The organism is Candidatus Magnetaquiglobus sp. (assembly GCF_058402785.1).
Window position 1 is genome coordinate 100,783 of record NZ_JBZVFG010000002.1, and the last position, 18,784, is coordinate 119,566.

Below are 18,784 nucleotides of genomic sequence, written 5' to 3' on the forward strand. Positions count from 1 at the left end.
GTCAGGGCTGGCGGGCACTCCCCCGCATCATCCCGGAATTCCCTCTCCGCGCTCATCCATCCCATCCGCCTGTAGCTTGAACACCGCGATGGCCTGTTCCAGCTCCGAGGAGGCGGTCAGCAACTCGCCGGCGATGTCGCTCACCCGACCGGAGGTGATCACGCTGTCCCGCACCACCTGATCCAGCCGGCTCACCGCCTCGGAGATGTGTACCGCACCATCGTTCTGATGGCCGGAGAGCTGGTCGATGCGCTGGACCTCCTCGGCGGTGCGGATGATCGCCGGCACCAGTTGATCCAGCACCTCCCCGACCCGGCGCGCCACCGACAGGGTGCTGCCGGTGATCCGTCCGATCTCCTCGGAGGCGGCGCGGCTGCGTTCGGCCAGCTTGCGCACCTCGCCGGCCACCACCGCGAAGCCGCGGCCCACGTCACCCGCGCGTGCCGCCTCGATGGCGGCGTTCAACGCCAACAGATTGGTCTGCCGGGCGATCTCCTGGATGATTCCGGTCTTTTCGGCCACCTCGGTCATGGCCGCGATCGCCTCGCGCACCGTCTTGCCACCCTCGACCGCCCGTTCCGCCGCCTGACGGGCCACCTTCTCGGCCCCCTGGGAACGCTCGACGCTCTCCCAAATCCCCCCGATGATCACCCGCATGAAGCGGGCGACCTCCTCGGAGACCGAGGTGGTTTGACCGGTTCCGGTTTCCAACTGCTCGCGCACCCGCGAAAACGATCCGATCCCTTCGGCCAAGGTTCGCGACTGCCCGCGCACCGCGAGAATGGTCCCCTCCAGGCTGTCGGCCATGGTGTTGACATGACGTCCGATGCTCGACACCTCATCGCGGGCCTCGGCATCCACTTCCAGCCGCGTGCGCAGATCTCCGCTGGCGATCACTTCCAGAACCGCGCTCATGCGCGACAGGGGACGGGTCACCTGCCGCCGGAAGATCTCCCACAAGGCATACAGAAAAAGAGTCAGAAACACGATCAGGGCACCACCCAACTCCCATCCCACGCGTTGGATGCGGGACTCGGCCTCCCCGAGGGAGAGGGTCAGATGCAGCACCCCACGGACCTTGTGATCCCCCCCGTGGCAGGCATGGCACTCCGGTTTGTTCAGGAGCGGCACCCAGTAGCTCACCCTGGAAAAGCCATCGCCCCCCTGGCTCACACTGGAGACCGACTGACTGCTCTGCACGGCCTGCCCCATCTCCCGACCCACCTTGCCCGCGTCGAATTGGGAAAAGCCCACGAAACCGTTCTCACCCGGCGTGCCGCCGTTCTCGTCGCGAAACGCCTCCTTCCCGTCGAGCCGGAGCACCTGGAACCGTTCCACCCCGGCGACCCCCTTGAGACTTTCGGCGTACTTGCGGGCCACGTCCGAATTGCCGCCCAGCATGATCGCCTCGATCCCCTGTACCGCGGTCTCGGTCAATTGCCGGATGTTCTGCTCCGACTGCTCCACCATGCCGGCCTGCATGCGATACAGGGCGATTCCACCCATGCCGAGCAGGCTCAGGGATCCGGCTATTCCGGCCACCAGGAGCAGACGCAGGCCAATGGAGTCTCTCACCGCCGCAAACCGGATCATGTTCCCCCCTTGCCGACGCGCCTGATTGAAATTTATAAACATCTATAAATCAAACAAAAATCCATCACTCGTCTGGAAATCATTAGCATCAACCTTGACCAGGGTCAAGGTTGATTCACGCAATTCGAGAAAATTTAGCAGCTTTCCAATCATTGCGACATCATCAGGCCGGCGCAGACATCGGGAGTTCTTGCGGGGCGCCGCCATGCAGACGATAATGACGATGGGCACGGGCGGCCAACTCTGGATTGTGGGTCACCAGCAGCATCGCCGCATGCCAGCTTCTGGTAAGTTGAAACAACAGCTCCATGACCCGGCTTCCTGTCTCCAGGTCGAGGTTGCCGGTTGGTTCATCGGCCAGGATCAACGCCGGATGGGCCACGAAGGCACGGGCGATGGCCACGCGCTGCTGCTCGCCGCCGGACATCTCGAGGGGTCGATGATGCAGCCGTTCGCCGAGTCCCACCTGTTCGAGCAAACGTCGCGCCCGTTCACGGGCGTTGGCGGTGCGGGCCAACTCCAGGGGCAAGGCGACGTTTTCCAGGGCGGTCAAGGTGGTGATGAGATGAAAATCCTGAAACACGATCCCCATCCGTTCACGTCGCAGCCGTGCCAACTCCTCGTCGGAGAGTCCGGCCAGGGTCACCCCATCCACCCGGATCCGGCCTGCCGTGGGCCGTTCCAGCCCGGCGATCAGCGCCAGAAGGGTGCTCTTGCCGCTTCCCGAGGGGCCGGTCAAGGCAACGATTTCGCCCGGCGCCACCTCCAGATCCACACCGGAGAGGATCTCCAGATGCCTCCCGGCATGTTCCACCGCATACGCCACGGATTCCAGACGGATCATGTTCAAGCCTCGTAATCGATCTATTTATCTGTTTTTTCTTGGAGTCATACTCATGTTTTCCACCCCCGCGCGCGCCGACGAAAGGCCGGTGATCCTCTGTCTGGGCGACAGTCTGACCGCCGGATGGGGGGTGATGCCCGGAACCGATTATCCCTCCATGCTGCAACAGCGTCTGGCGCAACACGGCTATCCGCACCGCGTGATCAATGCCGGCCTGTCGGGAGACACCACGGCGGGGGCGTTGCGGCGTTTGGAGTGGTCGCTGCGCGCCAAGCCGACCCTGGCCATCGTGGTGTTGGGCGCCAACGACGGCCTGCGTGGTCTGGATCTGGACATCATGAAGGAGAACCTTTTGCAGATCAACGCCATGTTGAAAAGAACCGGGGTGGGGATCCTGCTTGGTGGCATGCGTCTGCCGCCCAATTACGGCGGCGGCTACGAGGAACGGTTCGCGGCGATCTACCCGGAGGTGGCCGAGGAGAGCGGCGCCGACCTGATCCCCTTTTTCCTGGAGGGAGTGGCCGGCAATCCGGTGATGAACCAACCCGATGGCATCCATCCCACCAGCGCCGGGTATCGGGTGATTCTCGAGACGGTGTGGCGTCATGTGCTCCCACGACTGGAACCCGCCCCCGAGCGTTGATCGGAAGCGACGGGCAGAAAACGCCGCATCCCCAACAGGGTCCCCGCGCCCAACTGCACCAGGATCAGCAGGACATAGATCACCACCGGCGTCCAAACCCCGTCCCGCATTCCGGAGGCGGCGTTGAAACGGAGAAAATCGGAAAAAAACAGCAGATGGAGCCCATTGATCCCCACTCCGGCCAAGGCAGGCATCAACCCGGCTCCCCGCGCCAGAAACGCCAGCACGCCAGGCACCAGGGTTCCATAACCGCCCACCAGGGGCACGAACACCAGCAACACCGACAACCCCAGAATCACATATCCGAGCATGCCCACGGATCACCCTCCCGAATGAGATCCAGCCCCATGTCACCCATCTGATCAACCCGAATATAGGTCATTCCCGGGCCGCGAGCGAGGGAAAACACGAAAAACCCTGTTTGGGAAAGGGCCAAGCCTTGAAATCGCGAGCCAAATGGCGCAATCTTAGAGAGACTTGTCTCACGGACCGCGCGCCCGAGCCAACCAGCCCCGACGCCTTTCTTCCAAACCAGGATGCACTGCCATGGCAAACCGGGAAAAACTCCTTCGGTTCCTCAACACCATCAAACGCCCCGACTCACGCATGGATCGGATCCATGATGACGACGGCCTGATCAAATCCGGACTCATCGACTCCCTGGCCATGCTGGAGATCATCGCCTTCCTGGAATCCGAATTCGGCATCGACTTCTCCGAAACCGGAGTCGATCCCGTGGAACTCGAATCGATTCACAAGATCCTGGATCTCATTGACAGACAAGCGAAATGACTTCCAGAGATCTTTACCAGAAAATCACCCAACTCCACGAGAACCAACGTCTTTGGGAGTTTTCCGTCACCCCGCACGGAAACATAACTCTTTGGGTCTTGGTTGTTTTGTTTTTAAGCGCCACCGAATACCTTTTTCTGGTTCCGGTGATGGTGGTGGCGCAACTCTTCCCCGCCAAGCGACTCTGGATCATGGGCATCGGCGGCGGCGGACTGTTTCTGCTTAAAAAACTCAATCAGCTCCAGGTGTTCCAGACCTTCTGGTTCGCTTTCGACGCCGCGATCATCGTTGGTCTGATCTATCTGTTCTACCGGGTCTCCCTGTCGTTTTCCAAGCTGCCGAAAATCGTCAGGAGCAATCCCCAGGTCGCCCTGCACCTTCTGTTGTGGCTGGCCATCATCGTGATTTTCTACCTGCCGGACGATTTCCGTCAGAATCCAGCCTGGGTTTTCACCGCCAACCTGAACGTCTGTCTGATCTTCTTTTCCTTTCTGGTCTGGCGTCTCGGCTTCATGCTCTATTCGGGCAAACGGGGGTCGATAAAGAAAACAAAATTCATCGATCATCTAACCTATTGTCTTCCCTACCTGGGCTCAAGCCAGGTACCATTCGGCAAGGGGTTGGAGTACCTCAACTCCAAAATGGCCGACGGGCGCCTGGATCTGGCCAAGGCCCAGCTGGCCGGTCTCAAGCTGCTTGTGCTTGCCTTCATCTGGGATCAGAGCCTGGATGTGCTCGACTGGCTCTTCTTCAGTTCGGATCCCAACCTTCCACCGTTGTTCAAGCTCTACCACATCACCGAACTGATCGCCATCAGCGCCACCACGATGCCGCATCTGGCCCTGGTCTGGAGCAGTCTGGTCATCGACATGGTTTACGAAACCACCCAGCTGGCCATTTACGGACATATGATCGTCGGCTGTCTGCGTCTGTTCGGTTTCCATGTCTTCCGCAACACCTACAAGCCTTTGCTGGCCAAGAGTCTGATCGATTTCTGGAACCGGTATTATTTTTATTTCAAGGAGCTTCTGGTCGATTTCTTCTTTTTTCCGATCTATCTCTCCTTTTTCCGCAACCATCCCAAGCTGCGCATCTTCGCGGCCACCATGGCCTCGGCCTGTTTCGGAAACTTTTACTATCATTTTCTGCAACATTTCGACCGACTGATGATCAGCGGCGAGCCCCTCGACTTCGCCAGATTCTCATCCTACCTGTTCTACACGGTCGTGCTCGGACTGGCGATCTTCCTGAGCATCCTGAAAGAACAAAGCCAACGAGGCAAGGAGCATGCCGCTACCCCGTCCCCCTGGACGACGGTGCGCAAGATTGCTGGCGTATGGCTCTTTTTCACCATTCTGCGTATCTGGGACCATGGCAACTCCTCGTTCATGACCGATACCACCTTCTTTTTTGCCATTTTCGGCATCCGTTTGTAATCCACCCTCTTTCATTGAACGCCCGGATGCGGATGAACAGCCCCAGCCCGATCAACATCGCCATTGGATTCCATCAAAGCGCCCTGCGTCAGGGCGACCATCCCGCCTTGTGCGTAGGGGGCACGACGTTCCGTTACGCCGCGATCCTGGAGCGGGTATTGGCGCTCGCCTCGGCCATCGAAGCGCATGCCCCCGACCCGGAGCAACCGACGGTGGGAATGTTCGGCTATCGCAGCGCGACTGCCTATGTCGCCGTATTGGCGATTCTGTATGCCGGCAAGGGATATGTACCGTTCAACCCGCATTTCCCGGTGGCGCGCAACCTGCGCATCGCCGATCTGTCCGGGATCGGGATGTTGATTCTGGATGGCCGGTGCGCGGAGGGTGCGCAAGAACTTCTGGAGCAGATGCCGCGTCCATTGACCGTACTCATGCCGGATCACGCCGTTCTGCCCGCGTGGACTGCGGACCAGTCGCGACATCGTTTCATCAGCCAAGCCGAGTTAGCCGTGGTTCCCAGGACCATTCGTGAACCCAAGTCTCCCACCCACGGCATCGCCTATCTGCTCTTCACGTCAGGCAGCACCGGGATTCCCAAGGGGGTGATGGTTTCCCAGGAGAATGTTCAGGCGTTCGTGGAGGGGATGCTGGAGCGGTATCGTCCCACTTCGGAGGATCGGTTTTCGCAGCACAGCGACATGACGTTTGATGCTTCGGTGTATGACCAGTTCGTTTGCTGGGCTGCGGGTGCGACGCTTTATCCGGTGCCTGAAGAGCAGCGCATGGCGCCGGCGAAGTTCATTCAGGAGCATGGGATCACCTTTTGGGAGTCGGTTCCGGCGGTGATCGATTTCATGCGGCGCATGCACCTGTTGCGTCCTGGTGTGTTTCCGTCGTTGCGTTGGACGGTGTTTGGTGGTGAACGACTCGGGCGCGAGGCGGCGCGACGCTGGCAGGTTGCCGCTCCAAACGCCGTGATCGACAACAGTTACGGTCCCACCGAGGGGACGATCTGCGTCACCGGTTACCTCTGGCGTCCGGAGGTTTCGGATGGGGAGTGTCTCAACGACATCGTGCCGATCGGTCTTCCCTATCCGGGTCAGATGGCGGCGTTGTTGGTCGATGATCGACTGGTCGCCAACGAGGATGGTGCGCGTGGGGAGTTATGTCTGGCGGGTTCGCAGGTGACGCCGGGCTATTGGCGCAATCCCGTCGAGACCGAAAAGAGCTATCGGGAGATGTCGGGACCGGACGGGGTGGTGCGGCGTTGGTACCGGACCGGGGATCTGGTGGCGTGGCGGGACGGGGTAGGTTACCACTATTTGGATCGTGTGGACCGGCAGTTGAAGATCCGCGGTTATCGGGTGGAGTTGTCTGAGATCGAGCATGTGTTGCGTCAGGTTGCCGGAAGCGAGCAGGTCGCGGTGATCGGCTGGCCGCCGCGCGGGGGGAATGTCACGAGTGTGGTTGGTTTTGTGAGTGGTTCGAAGGTAGCGGACGAGGAGATTCTGGCCGAGATGGCACGGCGTTTGCCGCCGTACATGGTGCCCAAGCAGTTGCAGAGATTATCCCAACTACCGCTCAATGCCAACAACAAGGTGGATTTGCCGAAGTTGGTCGAGTTGGTGGAGGGGATGACGGAGGGATGATGGGGGGGGATGATGCACGAACAAACGGGCGGGCGGGGTTCGGGGTGTAAAACTGGCGAGGTCCGGGGCGTAAAACTGGCGAGGTCCGGGGCGTAAAATTGGCGGGGTCCGGGGCGTAAAATTGGCGGGGTCCAGGGGCCAATGGCCCCTGGTGGGGTTCGGGGCGAAGCCCTGAGGTTTTGATCTTTCCTTTCCTTTCCTTTATATTCTTTCGATTTTTATATCTTTTTCCTTTCGTGCGCCTTTCGAACTAAAACGCACAGAAAGACTAAAGAGAAGCCTTCAAAATAAAAATCAAAGTGAAAACTTCTGAAGTTATGAATCCAAACCTCCGCCGGGGACCTTCGACCCCCGTTCCCCCGCAACCGTTTTGACTCCAAACCCTTTCGATAACATATATCATCAATCATCATAACCACTCCATCCACACCCTCTACAGCCATTTTTTCCCCTTGACAGCCCACACCCCACCTCTCTATCGTCTCCACCCATGCCGCAAGGTTCCCCACCCGCAAGGGAGGGGTGAAACGGGAAGTCCGGTGGAAGATCCCTCTTCAAATCCGGCGCTGCCCCCGCAACGGTGATCGAGTCAAAGCGAAAATGGATGGATGCCACTGCCCAAAAAGGGTGGGAAGGCGATTTTCGCTGACATGGGAATGCCCCCATGTCGCTCGTCAGCCCGGAGACCGGCCTTGAGGTGATTTTTTAAGTCGCGTCGCGCGGGGCGGCGGCTTGGAAAACCCTTGCGCTTGGCTTTCCGACGGTTTTTCCAGCAGTTTCCGTTCTTTCTCCCCTGATCCGCGTGGACGCACACCCCCCTTGTTCTCGATGCGGGAGAGCTCGAGAAACAGATCCGGAGGAACGCCCCATGCGTCGGATTTCCTGCCTGTCCTTGTTATGCCTTGGTTTCATTCCCCCCACTGACGGCCAAACCGCCGAAACCACCACCCTTGATGAAACGGTGGTCACCGCAACCCGCTTCCCAGCCAAACGCTCGACCATTCCAACCCAAATCACCACCATCAGCCGCGAAGAGATCGCCGAAAGCCACGCCACCTCGATCCCGGACCTGTTGCGCGGCAAGGCCGGACTCCATGTCGTCGATATCACCGGCAACAGTCGCTACTTCAACGTCGATCTGCGCGGCTTCGGCGAAACCTCGGGGTACAATACCCTGGTGCTGGTCGATGGACGACGCATCAATCAGGCCGATCTGAGCGGCGTGGACTGGTTGCAAATCCCTCTGGCACGCGTTGAAAAAATCGAAATCATCCGCGGCGGATCGGCTGGCGCACTCTACGGGGATAATGCCACGGGAGGGGTCGTGAACATCATCACCCGCTCCGGCGGTCAAGAGTCGGAGCGTGAGATCCAGGTCGAGGCCGGGAGTCATGGCCTGGCCACCACACGCCTGAACCTGGACGGAACACACAACGATCTCTCCTACGCCTTGAGTGCCGGGTTCAAGAATCTGGACGGATTTCGCGACAACAGCGATCTGGAAGCCCGCGATACCGGCCTGAAACTCCGCTATCAGGCCCATGATGCCCTGACACTGAACTTGAGCGCCGGCTATCAGACGGACACGTCACGCCTTCCCTCCGCGATCAAGGAGAGCGATCTGGCCAAGGGAATCAACAGAAAAGCCACCACCACGCCCAACCAGTCCGCGGAGGTGACCGACTATCATATCCAGATAACCCCGGAGTTGCGTCTTTCCGAACACGCGCAATTCACCATGGATCTTTCCAAACGAAATCGGGAGCAACTGTTCAATCCCTTCAATTTTCGTTCTAAAATGGACAGTTGGATGCTGGCACCCCGACTGAGGATCGATCGCGCCTGGGGCGGAATCAACGATCAGGTGACCGTGGGGCTGGATTATCAGGACGTCGAGGCACGCATCGGCGGCGACGATCTGGGAAAAGAGTCCCTGGGGATCTATGCGCATAACGAACTCCGGTTGTCGCCTCAATGGACATGGACGCAAGCGTTCCGCCACGATCGGGCAGAATTTCAATTCGCCGCCTATCAACCGGATCGGGTACGTCGGAATGAGCAGGCCTACTCCACGGGCATCGCCTATGAACCCGATGCCCACAATCGACTGCACGTCAATTTCTCCCGGAGCTTCCGCTTCCCGCTGCTCGATGAGTTCTTCGTGTTCGACACCACGACCTTCCTGGTCAACGTCAATACGGCGATTCGACCGCAACAGGCTCAAGAGTGGCAGACCGGTTGGCGGCACACCTGGAACCCCACGCTCAAGGGGGAGATCAATCTGTTTCGTGTCGTGACACGGGATGAGATCTACTACGACCTCATGGCTGGGGTGAATGCCAACCTGAATGGCACGGTAACCCGCGACGGTTTGGAGCTGCAATTGGAAAAACAGTTCGAATCCTGGTCCCTGACCGGTTACACGACCTGGACAAAAGCGGAAATCGACTCCGGCACCTATGCCGGCAAACGGATGCCCGGTGTCGCCGGCTTCAAGGGAGGCGGCACGCTCCGCTATTTCCCGTGGGAACAACAGACCTGGGAGCTGGATGGTCGTTACATCGGATCACGCCCTTACATCAGCGACTTCGCCAATGGCTACGGCGAACAGGCGGGATATTTGCTCCTGGATGCGAGCGTGCGTCATCACTGGTCCAACACGACGGGTTGGTTGAAGGTAAACAACCTGACCGGACGCGAATATGCGGAGTTCGGCGGCTTGAGCTTCGGATTTCCGCCCGAGCGGGGCTGGTTCGCCTCGCCGGGACGGACTTTTCTGGTGGGGGTCACGTCGCGCTTCTGACCGGTCACCGCCCGCGACGCTGGCGCGCCTGCGCCATCTGATCGCAAAGCAGCTCCGCGCCATCCAGGATGCGTGGGGTGTGACGCTGGAGCAGGTCCGGGGGAACGAAGAAAAGGTTCCCCCGGCGCACGGCCAGAAGCGGACTCCAACGCTGCCAGTGATCGAGCCACTCGGGTCGCGAGGCATCCATGCCGCTGGCCACGATCGCCTCCGGATCACGGGCCAACACCGCCTCCAGATCGATCACCGGAGCCAGTCCGGGCAGGTCGGCGAAGATGTTCTCGCCGCCGCACAGGCGGATCACGTCGCTGATCAGATGGTCGCCGTTGACGGTCATGAGCGGCTCGTGCCAAACCTGATAGAAGGCGCGAACCGGTTCACCCCGACGCAGACGCGACCGCAACCGCTCCAGCCGCTCCCGGAACGCGGCGGCCTGTCGGTCTCCCTGATCCTTGTGACCGGTCAGGGTGGCCAGGGTTTCGAGTGCCGCCGGGATGTCATCCAGACGGCGCGGATCCAACAGCCAAAGGGTCAAGCCGAACCGCTTGAGGCTCTCCAGCAGATGTTCCGGATTGCCTCCCGGCCAGCCGATCACCAGATCCGGACGGGCGGCGATCACCGCCTCGGGATCGAAACGGTCGTAACCGCCGATGCGGGGAATGGCACGGGCCTCCGGGGGGTGGTCGCTGTAATCGGCCACCGCCACCAGTTGCCCGCCGGCACCGACGGCAAAAAGCAGCTCGGTGAGGTTTGGGGCAAGGGCGACGATGCGCCTGGGAGAGGGCGGATCGGTCGGCGCGGCGACGACCGCCCCACACCCGCCCAACCACAAGATCAAAAGCAGCCGCGCCAACCAACCGGCATCACCCCTCCACATGACCGGTTCCCACATACCGTTCGATGGTGGTCAGCAGGGCCCGCTTGCGCACCGGCTTGGAGAGGTGGGTATCGCAACCGGCGTCGAGACTTTGGGCGATGTTTTCGGTCAAGGCATAGGCGGTGAGGGCCACGATCGGCAGATGCCGGTCGTGGGGCTCTTCGGCACGCCAGATGCGCGTGACGGTCAAACCATCCATGACCGGCATCTGCACATCCATGAGCACCAGATCGAACGGTTCAGCCCGCAGGCAGGCCAGGGCCTCGGCGCCATTCTCGACCATGACCACCTCATAGGGCGTTTTTTCCAGGTAGGCCCCAAAGAGCAGGCGGTTCTCCTCGGTATCATCGGCCAGCAGAATGCGGGGACGATGGGAGAGACGCGGCGCCTTGGGCATGGATTCGGCGGAGAGTCGATCCTGTTCCGCCTGTTCGCATTCGGCCCGGGAGGAGAGCACCAGGGGCAGCACGACACGAAAGGTGGAACCCGCGTTCGGTTGACTTTCGACCTCGATCGTCCCCCCCATCTTGATGACCAACTGCTTGACGATGGCCAATCCCAGACCCGTGCCGCCGAAGCGTCGGGTAATCGAGGTGTCGGCCTGGGCAAAGCTGTTGAAAATCCCCTCGAGACGATCCGGTGGAATGCCGATGCCGGTATCCCGCACCGCGAAGCTGATCCAGCTCCGCCCCTTGCCCGAAGACGCCCCCCCAGGCGGGTCGACGGGCCGGACCGTCAGGTAGACGGAACCGGTCTCGGTGAACTTGATGGCGTTGCCGAGCAGATTCAACAGAATCTGTCGCAAACGCATCGGATCGCCCCTCATGGCCTCGGGAACCGAAGGCGCGATGCCCAGATGGAGCGTCAGTCCCTTTTGGCGCGCGCGGGCGGATTGAATTTCGCGACACACCTCGAGCAGTTCCGGAAGCATGAATGGGACGTGATCGATGCAAAAACGCCCGGATTCGATCTTGGAGATATCCAGGATGTCGTTGATCACGCCGAGCAGATTCTCCCCCGCGGAACGAAAGATGCGCACGTAGCCGCGTTGCACGTCGTTCAACTCGCTCTCCCAAAGAATGTCCGCCATGCCGAGAATGGCGTTCAACGGGGTGCGAATCTCGTGGCTCATGTTGGAGAGGAATGCGCTTTTGGCTTGATTGGCCGTCTCGGCCAACTCCCTGGCCTGACGCAGACGGCGGTTCCAATGGAGAATCGCCCCCAAAACCAAAGCGATCAGAATCACACCGACCAGGATCCAATGCCACACCTCGCTCCAGTCGAGGCCGAACTCGTAGCGGATCGCCAGCCAGCGGTTCTTGATGGCCGCCTTGTCCGCGTGGGTCATGGCATCGAGTGCCCTGTCGAGGGCGGTGACCACCTCGGGCGGCAGATGTTGGCTCACCCCGATGGCCAGTGTGAAGCTGTAGGGCGTGGGGGCGGCGATCTTCAGATTCGTCAGGCCCATCTGATCGATGGTGTAGGTGATCGAGCCAAGGTTGTCGATAAAGGCGTCCAGATCTCCGGAGGAGAGATCCATCAAGCCCTTTTCGAGGCTCGAATAGAGGATGGGGGTCAGCTCCGGATGGTCCCGTTGCAGATGTTCGTGAATCACATACCCCTGCAACACCCCGAATTTCAACCCGATCAGGTCGCCGATCCCTCCGATGAAACGCCCATCCCCCTTATCCTGAAACTCCCGAAGGGAGGTCCAGGATAAGGGGGATGAGAGGGTTCTTCCCCCATCATGCACGTTGCGGGAGATGATCACCGCCGGAAACTGGATGTAGGGCTTGGTGAAGCGGATGTAACGGGCACGCTGTTCGGTGGGGGTGATGGCCGGGATCAGATCGATCTCTCCGGTGCGGATCTGCGCCAACACCTGAGGCCAGGCGAGCCCCTGAACGGGTTGCGCCGTGAATCCGAGGCGCTGGGCCAGATGACCGATGAAAGCAGAGGCGATGCCAGCGTATTGGCCCTGGGCATCGAGAAACTCGATCGGCGGCCAGGCTGGATCGATGCCCAACCGCAGGGTCTTGCCATGCAGGCTGGCCAACGTCTCCGGGTCGAGCAGATCGTGGGCATGCGGGAGGATGGATGGGTCGCGATCCCCGTCCGGGTCGTGGGCGCCGACTGGAATGGGCAAGGCAAGCCAAACGCCCAAGGCCAGGGTCAGGATCCGGAGCGCGACGAAAAGGGCGGGATGAAACATGTCGGGCGAGTTGTATCCAGAAATGGCGAATTGCCGAAATTGCATGATAATTCCGCCGTTCCCACTCTGTCAACGCTTGGACAAGCGTTCCAATTTCAAGTAAAACTGCCGCCAGTATCGACAAGGAACAAGGGAGGGGCAGTCGTGATGGGGATGAAAAAATGGCCATGCATCTGATTCTGGGCGGGGCCCGATCGGGGAAGAGCACGCTGGCCACCCGGTTGGCCGAGGCGAGTGGACGTCAGGTGGCGTTGATCGTGACGGCGCGGGCCGAGGATGCGGAGATGGCCGCGCGCATCGAACGGCACCGGGCGAGTCGCCCGACCGGCTGGCAGGTGATCGAGGAGCCGTTGGCCCTTGGAGAGACGCTGCTGCGCCGTGACGGAGCGGACCGGTTCCTGGTGGTGGATTGCCTGACCCTCTGGTTGACCAATCTGTTGCTGGATGCGGACCCGACCCGGTACCAGCGGGAGCGCCAGGCGTTGTTGGCGGCGTTGAACCGGGTATCCGGTGAGCTGGTGCTGGTAAGCAATGAAACCGGGCTCGGCGTGGTGCCCGTGGGCGCGCTCAGCCGTCAATTCGTCGATGAGAGCGGTTGGCTCCACCAGGAACTGGCCCGCCTGGCCGATCAAGTGACCCTGATGGTGGCCGGACTGCCAATAACCCTGAAAGGAAACACCCCATGAAACCTCTCTGGCTCAACGATCCCATCCCCTGCCCCTCCCTGGAACACGAAACCCGCGCCAAGGCACGACAGAATCAACTGACCAAGCCCCCCGGCTCCCTGGGAGAGCTGGAAGGGATCGCCATCCGGATCTGCGCCCTGCAAGGCCGGGATTCCCCCTGCCTCGACCGGGTACGCATCGTGGTGTTCGCCGGGGATCACGGCGTGGCGAAGGCCGGCGTCTCTGCCTATCCCCAGGAGGTGACACGGGAGATGGTGCGCAATTTCTCCCGAGGCGGGGCCGCGATCAACGTCCTCGCCCGCCAGCTCGGCGCCCCTCTCGAGGTGGTGGATGTGGGGGTCGTCGCGGACCCGGGACCGCTTCCCGGTGTGATCTCCCGTCGCGCCGGGGATGGAACGGCGGATTTCCGCACCCAACCGGCCATGACCGGGCAGTCTCTGCGCATCGCCTTCGAGGCCGGGGCCGAGGCGGTGGAGCGGGCACGGAAGGCGGGATGCGACCTCTTCATCGGCGGAGAGATGGGCATCGGCAACACCACCGCCGCCACCGCCCTGGCCTGCGCCCTGCTCGCCGAGACGCCGCGACATCTGGCCGGTCCGGGCACCGGCTTGGATTCAGCCGGGATGGCACGCAAGGTGACCGTGATTGAACAGGCGTTGACTGAACATGCCCGGACATCACATGACCCGTGGGAGACGCTGCGTCATCTGGGCGGTTTCGAGATCGCCGCCCTGACCGGATCCATGCTCGCGGCAGCCCGAAGTGGCATGCCCGTGCTGGTGGATGGCTTCATCGTGTCGGTGGCCGCGCTGCTGGCGGTACGGCTGCGACCCGAGACGCGACCCTGGCTCCTCTTCGCCCACGAATCCGCCGAACCGGGTCATCAAGCCGTGTTGACAGACCTTGATGCCGAGCCACTGTTGCGGTTGGGGATGCGTCTGGGCGAGGCAAGCGGAGCGGCTCTGGCCGTGCCGTTGTTGCGCTGCGCCTGCGCCCTGCACCAGGAGATGGCGACCTTTGCCGAGGCCGGCGTGTCGGGAGGCGCATGATCCCGGATCCGTTGCGAAGGAGTTCGCGCCACGCGCCAATCAGAGCCTGTTTGGTGCTTCCCTTCATGAAATCACCAAACAAACGCGAGTCGAAATCAATCGCTGCTCAACTTGCCGCGCAATCTGGCAGGCCAGGAAGGCCCGCGTCGTCTGCTTGGCCTTTGCCAGACAGACTCTCAAAGAGCGACTTTGCCAAATCCACCCGGACCATGATAGTGTGCTGGGTGGTGTCGCGAACTGGTTGGTATCGGGGGGCAGGGAGGCTCCCCCATCATCAATCTGCGCAACGATGCCGCGAACATGGCCCAAGAAACCAAAGCCGCAGGAGGCGACTTATGTGCTGACGTGCGATTCGCCCTGAGTCGTCACCCAGAATCGGCAACCACTCAGGGCACAGTTAAGATCGCGCGCTTGCGCGAATGTTCACAAAAAGCGCGCAAATTGGCCTATCGTGAAGAGCGCGCGAAAGACACAATCAAAAGCAACTTCCCAAGGGCTTCGCCCTTGGATCCCACCAGGGGCCACTGGCCCTGGACCCCGCCAACTTGGGGGTCCTGAATCGTTACCATCAAGGCGCATTCAACCCATGTTCGTCTTTCTGGATATCGGTTTCACGATGATCGGTGGCCCGGCGGTCGGTCCCGCCGGCTGGTTGATGCGCGAACTCGACTTGCCGCCAGAGGCCAGGGAGCCCCTGAAGGGGTGGCTGTTCCACACCCCCTTGACCGGACCCGACACCCTGGCCGATCGGTTGAGTCAGACCTTCGATCGGGATCCGGCGAGGACCCGCACGGTGGTGGCCGGCTTCTGGGAACAACAGATCCAGGATGCCTACGAACTCCCCGGCGCCCGCGCCTTGCTTTCCCGCCTGGAGGCGGAACGAATTCCCCACGCCTTCATCACCAACATCTGGACCCCGTTTCTGCTCGGTTTCGCTCGGGTGTTCCCCGAGGTGTACGAACGCGTGCCCGTTTATGCATCCTGTCGTTTGGGACTCTCCAAGCCGAACGAGGCGATCTATCAACACGCCCTCGATGCCATCGGCGTCTGGCCCGAAGAGGCGGTGATGATCGGCGACACCTTTGCCATGGACATCGAACCGGCACGACGACTGGGCATCAAAACCGTCTGGCTGCTGCACCGACCCGACAAGGAACGGGAGGATCTGGTGGCAGTGCTCAATGGTGAGAAGGAGCGACCGGATCTGACCCTGGCCGGAATCGACGCGCTGCGCGTGGAACATTTGCGCGCCTTGTTGGCTTGATAAATAAACCGGCTCATATAAACCGGCTCACGTATGGAGGGCTCATCTTGAAGATCACCCGCATTGAAACGATCGACGAAGGCGAACTGTTGGCCCGTTTCGCCACCACCCGCCTCAAAGGACACGGCCAACCGCTGATCTATGGCAACGCCCGCCTGGAACTGGTGCGCGGGGTCGATCCGGCCACGCTCTACCCCGCGCAACGCTACGTGCTCAAGCAGGATCACCAGCGGCTGCACGATCTCCACCACCTTTTCAGAATGCGCGGCCTCGACATCTTCAACCTCGATGGCGGACTCTTCTTCTGGCTCGCCGATCCCGAAGCGCCCCAGGGCGAGGAGGGACCGATCCCCCTGATGCCGCCGGTGGTGGAGATCTCCCACGAACCGGACGGACGGGTGCTGCCCCTGATCAACGACGGCATGCATCGGGTCTATACCGCCATGCGCCTGGGTGTGCCGATCAACATCGTCCTGGCGCATGACGTGCCGCGCGAATACCCTTATTATGCCTTCGCGCTGGAGAACGGTTGGAAGGACGTGGTGGAACTCGAGGCGTTGCCGGAAAACTTCGTCAAGAAGAGCTATCGGGATCCAGAGCAGTACAAAGCCCTGTTCCGCGACTTCAACGCGGTGTTCGAAGGGATCCAGAAGCAGCGCAAACAGACCAATCCGGCCTCGTTGCGCGCCTGACCCCCATCGTTACCCTGGAATTGGAGACCACCCATGCGCCTGTCGGACCAGGATATCCAAAAAGCCCTCGAGAGCGGACGGATCGTCATCGACCCCTTGCCGCTTGAATCATGCTTTGGATCTTTTTCCATCGATGTCAGTCTGGGAAACCGGTTTCGCACCTTCCGGCACGTCCGCATGCCCTACCTGGATCTGGCCGATTCGAAAAGCATCCATTCGGTCTCCGATGCCTGCATGGAGGAGATCGTTCTCGGCGATCAGGAGCGATTTTTTCTGCATCCGGGAGAGTTCGCCCTGGGCATGACCCGTGAGCGGGTCGGCATCGGCGAGGATCTGGTCGGGTGGCTGGATGGACGCAGCAGTCTGGCCCGACTGGGGTTGATGGTCCACATCACCGCCCACTCCATCGATCCGGGCTGGGATGGCCACATCACCTTCGAATTCTTCAACGCCGGACGTCTGCCTCTGGCCCTGCATCCGGGTTTGCGGATCGGTGCGATCTCGTTCGAGACCCTCTCCTCGCCCACCACCCGTCCGTATGGAAAAAAACATGGGGCCAAGTATCACGGTCAGCAGGGACCGCTGTCGAGCCGGTTGGGGCTGGATGAGACCTGAACCGCACCCATCACGGGATGCGTCGTTCCAGGATCACGAGGCCAGGGGGATTATCCCCCTGGTGGGATCCAAGGACAAAGCCCTTGGGACGTTGCTTTTAAGGTTAGCGCGCTCTTCTCAAAGACGCATTTTTCGCGTCTTTTGGGAAAAATGCGTCGCGCGCAGCCTTCGCGAGCTTCGTTTCCGCTTTTTGGGAACGAAGCTCGTATTTTGCACCGTGGCCCGGCGGGAAACGACGCCTCTCAAAATAGACGCGGTTTAAAACTCCCGCTGGCGGATGATCCACCGGGTGACGTGGGCGCGCAGCTCGGCCTTGTTGTTGCGATGGGGTTCACGGCTGACCAGTTCGACGAGATCGGCCTGCAAATCCCGCAGCCAGCGACCCGGCGGAAGGCGCACCATGTCGAGGATCTCGCCGCCGGAAAGAGGGAGATCCTCGGGACGGATGCGTTGTTCGGCACGCCGCACGGCGTGACAACGGTCGCGAATTTCCTGAAAATGAAGCTCCTCGTCGATGCGCTGACTCTCCGGAATGGCCGGATTGGCCGCAGTGAGCGCCTGCATCAATCGATAGACCCCCTCGAGAGGGATGTGGCTGGTGAGGTAACGCTTGAGCTGCCGGTCCGTGGGACTGGTGCTGGTGTTGAGGTTGCGCAGCAATCCGAGGATCCGTCGCGAACGACGCTTGGAGAACTCCAGGGATTCGAGACGGCGGTTGATCTGGGCCAGACTGTGTTCCATGTGGTCGTGGGAGGTGAGCCGGGAGAGACCATACCCACCCAACAGGATCGCCCAACGCAGATCCAGGAGCGAGATCTCTTCGCCGTCCGCCGGCGCGGAGATGGCCAGGGTGGCATCGATCACCTGTCTCCAGGGGGTGTCGCCGACCGAATGGTTCTCCTGATGTTTGAGCGAGGCCAGATGGGGCAGAACCTGATCGCCGAGGGGCGAGGCGAACAGCAGGCGCAATTGGTTCTGGCTCTCCTCGTCGGCGAGCGGCAGGGAGAGGATGCGATCCATCTCCTCGCGGATGAACTCCGGGATGATCGCCTCCAGGGAGGTTTCGGTGGCAAGGGTCAGATCGCGCGCATCCATCGGTTGGCCAAGCATCATGGCGAACCGGAAGAAGATCAAGGCTCGCAACGGATTCTCGCGCAGGGTATCCTGACCGTTGACCAGATGGATTGGACCGTTGAGCAGATCCTTGCGTCCTCCGAACGGATCGACCAGGGGGCCGTTCGGCCAAGTGTAGGCCATGGCGTTGACCGACACATCCCGGTGCAGCAGATCCTCCTCGAGGGTGGCGGGATGACCGGGACGGCTGCGGAAACAGGCGATGTCGATCAGTTTCGGGTGGGACCAATCCTTGAGGGGTACGATCAGGCTGTTGTGTTTGTGCCCCATGACCGCCTCGTGGTGATCACCGCGATGGAGACGCTTGCGGCATTCGGTCAAGGGGCGTGCCACCAGGAGTTCCAGGGTGTTCGGGAGCGGTTTGCCGAGAATGCCGCACAGAGGTGCGTCGCCGACAAGGTAAATCGGTCCGATCAGGCGCTGGATGTCGTCCAGGAGGGAGCGGATGAAGGGTGCGAAAGCGTTGGGAAAGGATGGGATCATGGTGTCCATGGT

The 18,784-nt window shown here is 61.0% G+C and carries 16 protein-coding genes and 1 riboswitch; of the genes, 10 read left to right on the forward strand and 6 right to left on the reverse strand.

Annotation, left to right across the window (positions count from 1 at the left end; translation table 11 throughout):
- Positions 1–27 precede the first annotated feature (27 nt).
- Positions 28–1,593: a methyl-accepting chemotaxis protein gene (locus ACV4UY_RS01170; RefSeq protein ID WP_491605839.1), complete on the reverse strand. Its 1,566-nt coding sequence runs from the start codon at positions 1,591–1,593 to the stop codon at positions 28–30.
- Between the two features lie 163 nt (positions 1,594–1,756).
- Positions 1,757–2,437 carry an ABC transporter ATP-binding protein gene (locus ACV4UY_RS01175; protein WP_491605840.1) on the reverse strand — a complete coding sequence of 227 codons (681 nt, stop codon included), beginning with the start codon at positions 2,435–2,437 and terminating at the stop codon, positions 1,757–1,759.
- Positions 2,438–2,489: 52 nt separating this feature from the next.
- Between ACV4UY_RS01175 and ACV4UY_RS01180 the strand changes: the two genes are divergently transcribed.
- Positions 2,490–3,080: an arylesterase gene (locus ACV4UY_RS01180; RefSeq protein ID WP_491605841.1), complete on the forward strand. Its 591-nt coding sequence runs from the start codon at positions 2,490–2,492 to the stop codon at positions 3,078–3,080.
- Here the strand turns inward: ACV4UY_RS01180 and ACV4UY_RS01185 are convergent.
- Positions 3,041–3,397 (reverse strand): hypothetical protein, encoded by a 357-nt coding sequence (locus tag ACV4UY_RS01185; RefSeq protein ID WP_491605842.1) that lies wholly within the window; start codon positions 3,395–3,397, stop codon positions 3,041–3,043. The two genes, ACV4UY_RS01180 and ACV4UY_RS01185, sit on opposite strands and share 40 nt — an antisense overlap.
- Before the next feature lie 229 nt (positions 3,398–3,626).
- On the opposite strand from ACV4UY_RS01185, the gene ACV4UY_RS01190 reads away from it, so the two are divergent.
- The 4 genes from ACV4UY_RS01190 (at position 3,627) to ACV4UY_RS01205 (ending at position 9,760) form a co-directional block, all read left to right on the forward strand.
- Positions 3,627–3,872, forward strand: coding sequence for an acyl carrier protein (locus ACV4UY_RS01190; RefSeq protein WP_491605843.1), 246 nt, complete (start codon positions 3,627–3,629; stop codon positions 3,870–3,872).
- 98 nt (positions 3,873–3,970) lie between these two features.
- Complete coding sequence (locus ACV4UY_RS01195; RefSeq protein WP_491605844.1) at positions 3,971–5,308, forward strand: hypothetical protein; 1,338 nt, start codon at positions 3,971–3,973, stop codon at positions 5,306–5,308.
- 32 nt (positions 5,309–5,340) lie between these two features.
- Positions 5,341–6,957, forward strand: a complete 1,617-nt coding sequence (locus tag ACV4UY_RS01200; RefSeq protein WP_491605845.1) for an AMP-binding protein — start codon at positions 5,341–5,343, stop codon at positions 6,955–6,957.
- Between the two features lie 481 nt (positions 6,958–7,438).
- Positions 7,439–7,666, forward strand: a riboswitch (cobalamin riboswitch).
- A 159-nt stretch (positions 7,667–7,825) separates the two neighbouring features.
- On the forward strand, positions 7,826–9,760 hold the full coding sequence (locus ACV4UY_RS01205) for a TonB-dependent receptor (RefSeq protein WP_491605846.1): 1,935 nt from the start codon (positions 7,826–7,828) through the stop codon (positions 9,758–9,760).
- Positions 9,761–9,764: 4 nt separating this feature from the next.
- Here ACV4UY_RS01205 and ACV4UY_RS01210 read toward each other — a convergent pair whose 3' ends face one another.
- Positions 9,765–10,637, reverse strand: a complete 873-nt coding sequence (locus tag ACV4UY_RS01210; RefSeq protein WP_491605847.1) for a cobalamin-binding protein — start codon at positions 10,635–10,637, stop codon at positions 9,765–9,767.
- Positions 10,624–12,849 (reverse strand): ATP-binding protein, encoded by a 2,226-nt coding sequence (locus ACV4UY_RS01215; protein WP_491605848.1) that lies wholly within the window; start codon positions 12,847–12,849, stop codon positions 10,624–10,626. The genes ACV4UY_RS01210 and ACV4UY_RS01215 overlap by 14 nt, the downstream gene beginning before the upstream one ends.
- A 167-nt stretch (positions 12,850–13,016) precedes the next feature.
- On the opposite strand from ACV4UY_RS01215, the gene cobU reads away from it, so the two are divergent.
- From cobU to dcd, 5 genes are all read left to right on the forward strand, one after another.
- Entirely contained in the window at positions 13,017–13,535 is a 519-nt protein-coding gene (cobU, locus tag ACV4UY_RS01220) for a bifunctional adenosylcobinamide kinase/adenosylcobinamide-phosphate guanylyltransferase (protein ID WP_491605920.1), read from the forward strand.
- The gene (cobT, locus tag ACV4UY_RS01225; RefSeq protein ID WP_491605849.1) at positions 13,532–14,584 is read left to right on the forward strand and encodes a nicotinate-nucleotide--dimethylbenzimidazole phosphoribosyltransferase; all 1,053 of its coding nucleotides are present in this window, start codon (positions 13,532–13,534) and stop codon (positions 14,582–14,584) included. The genes cobU and cobT overlap by 4 nt, the downstream gene beginning before the upstream one ends.
- Positions 14,585–15,170: 586 nt before the next feature.
- A complete protein-coding gene (locus tag ACV4UY_RS01230; RefSeq protein WP_491605850.1) occupies positions 15,171–15,848 on the forward strand; it encodes an HAD family hydrolase in 678 nt (225 codons plus the stop codon).
- 47 nt (positions 15,849–15,895) lie between these two features.
- Entirely contained in the window at positions 15,896–16,540 is a 645-nt protein-coding gene (locus ACV4UY_RS01235; protein WP_491605851.1) for a hypothetical protein, read from the forward strand.
- A 33-nt stretch (positions 16,541–16,573) separates the two neighbouring features.
- Positions 16,574–17,155, forward strand: coding sequence for a dCTP deaminase (gene dcd / locus ACV4UY_RS01240; RefSeq protein ID WP_491605852.1), 582 nt, complete (start codon positions 16,574–16,576; stop codon positions 17,153–17,155).
- A gap of 258 nt (positions 17,156–17,413) precedes the next feature.
- On the opposite strand, the gene ACV4UY_RS01245 is transcribed toward dcd, so the two are convergent.
- Positions 17,414–18,781, reverse strand: coding sequence for a tRNA nucleotidyltransferase/poly(A) polymerase family protein (locus tag ACV4UY_RS01245; RefSeq protein WP_491605853.1), 1,368 nt, complete (start codon positions 18,779–18,781; stop codon positions 17,414–17,416).
- Positions 18,782–18,784 lie beyond the last annotated feature (3 nt).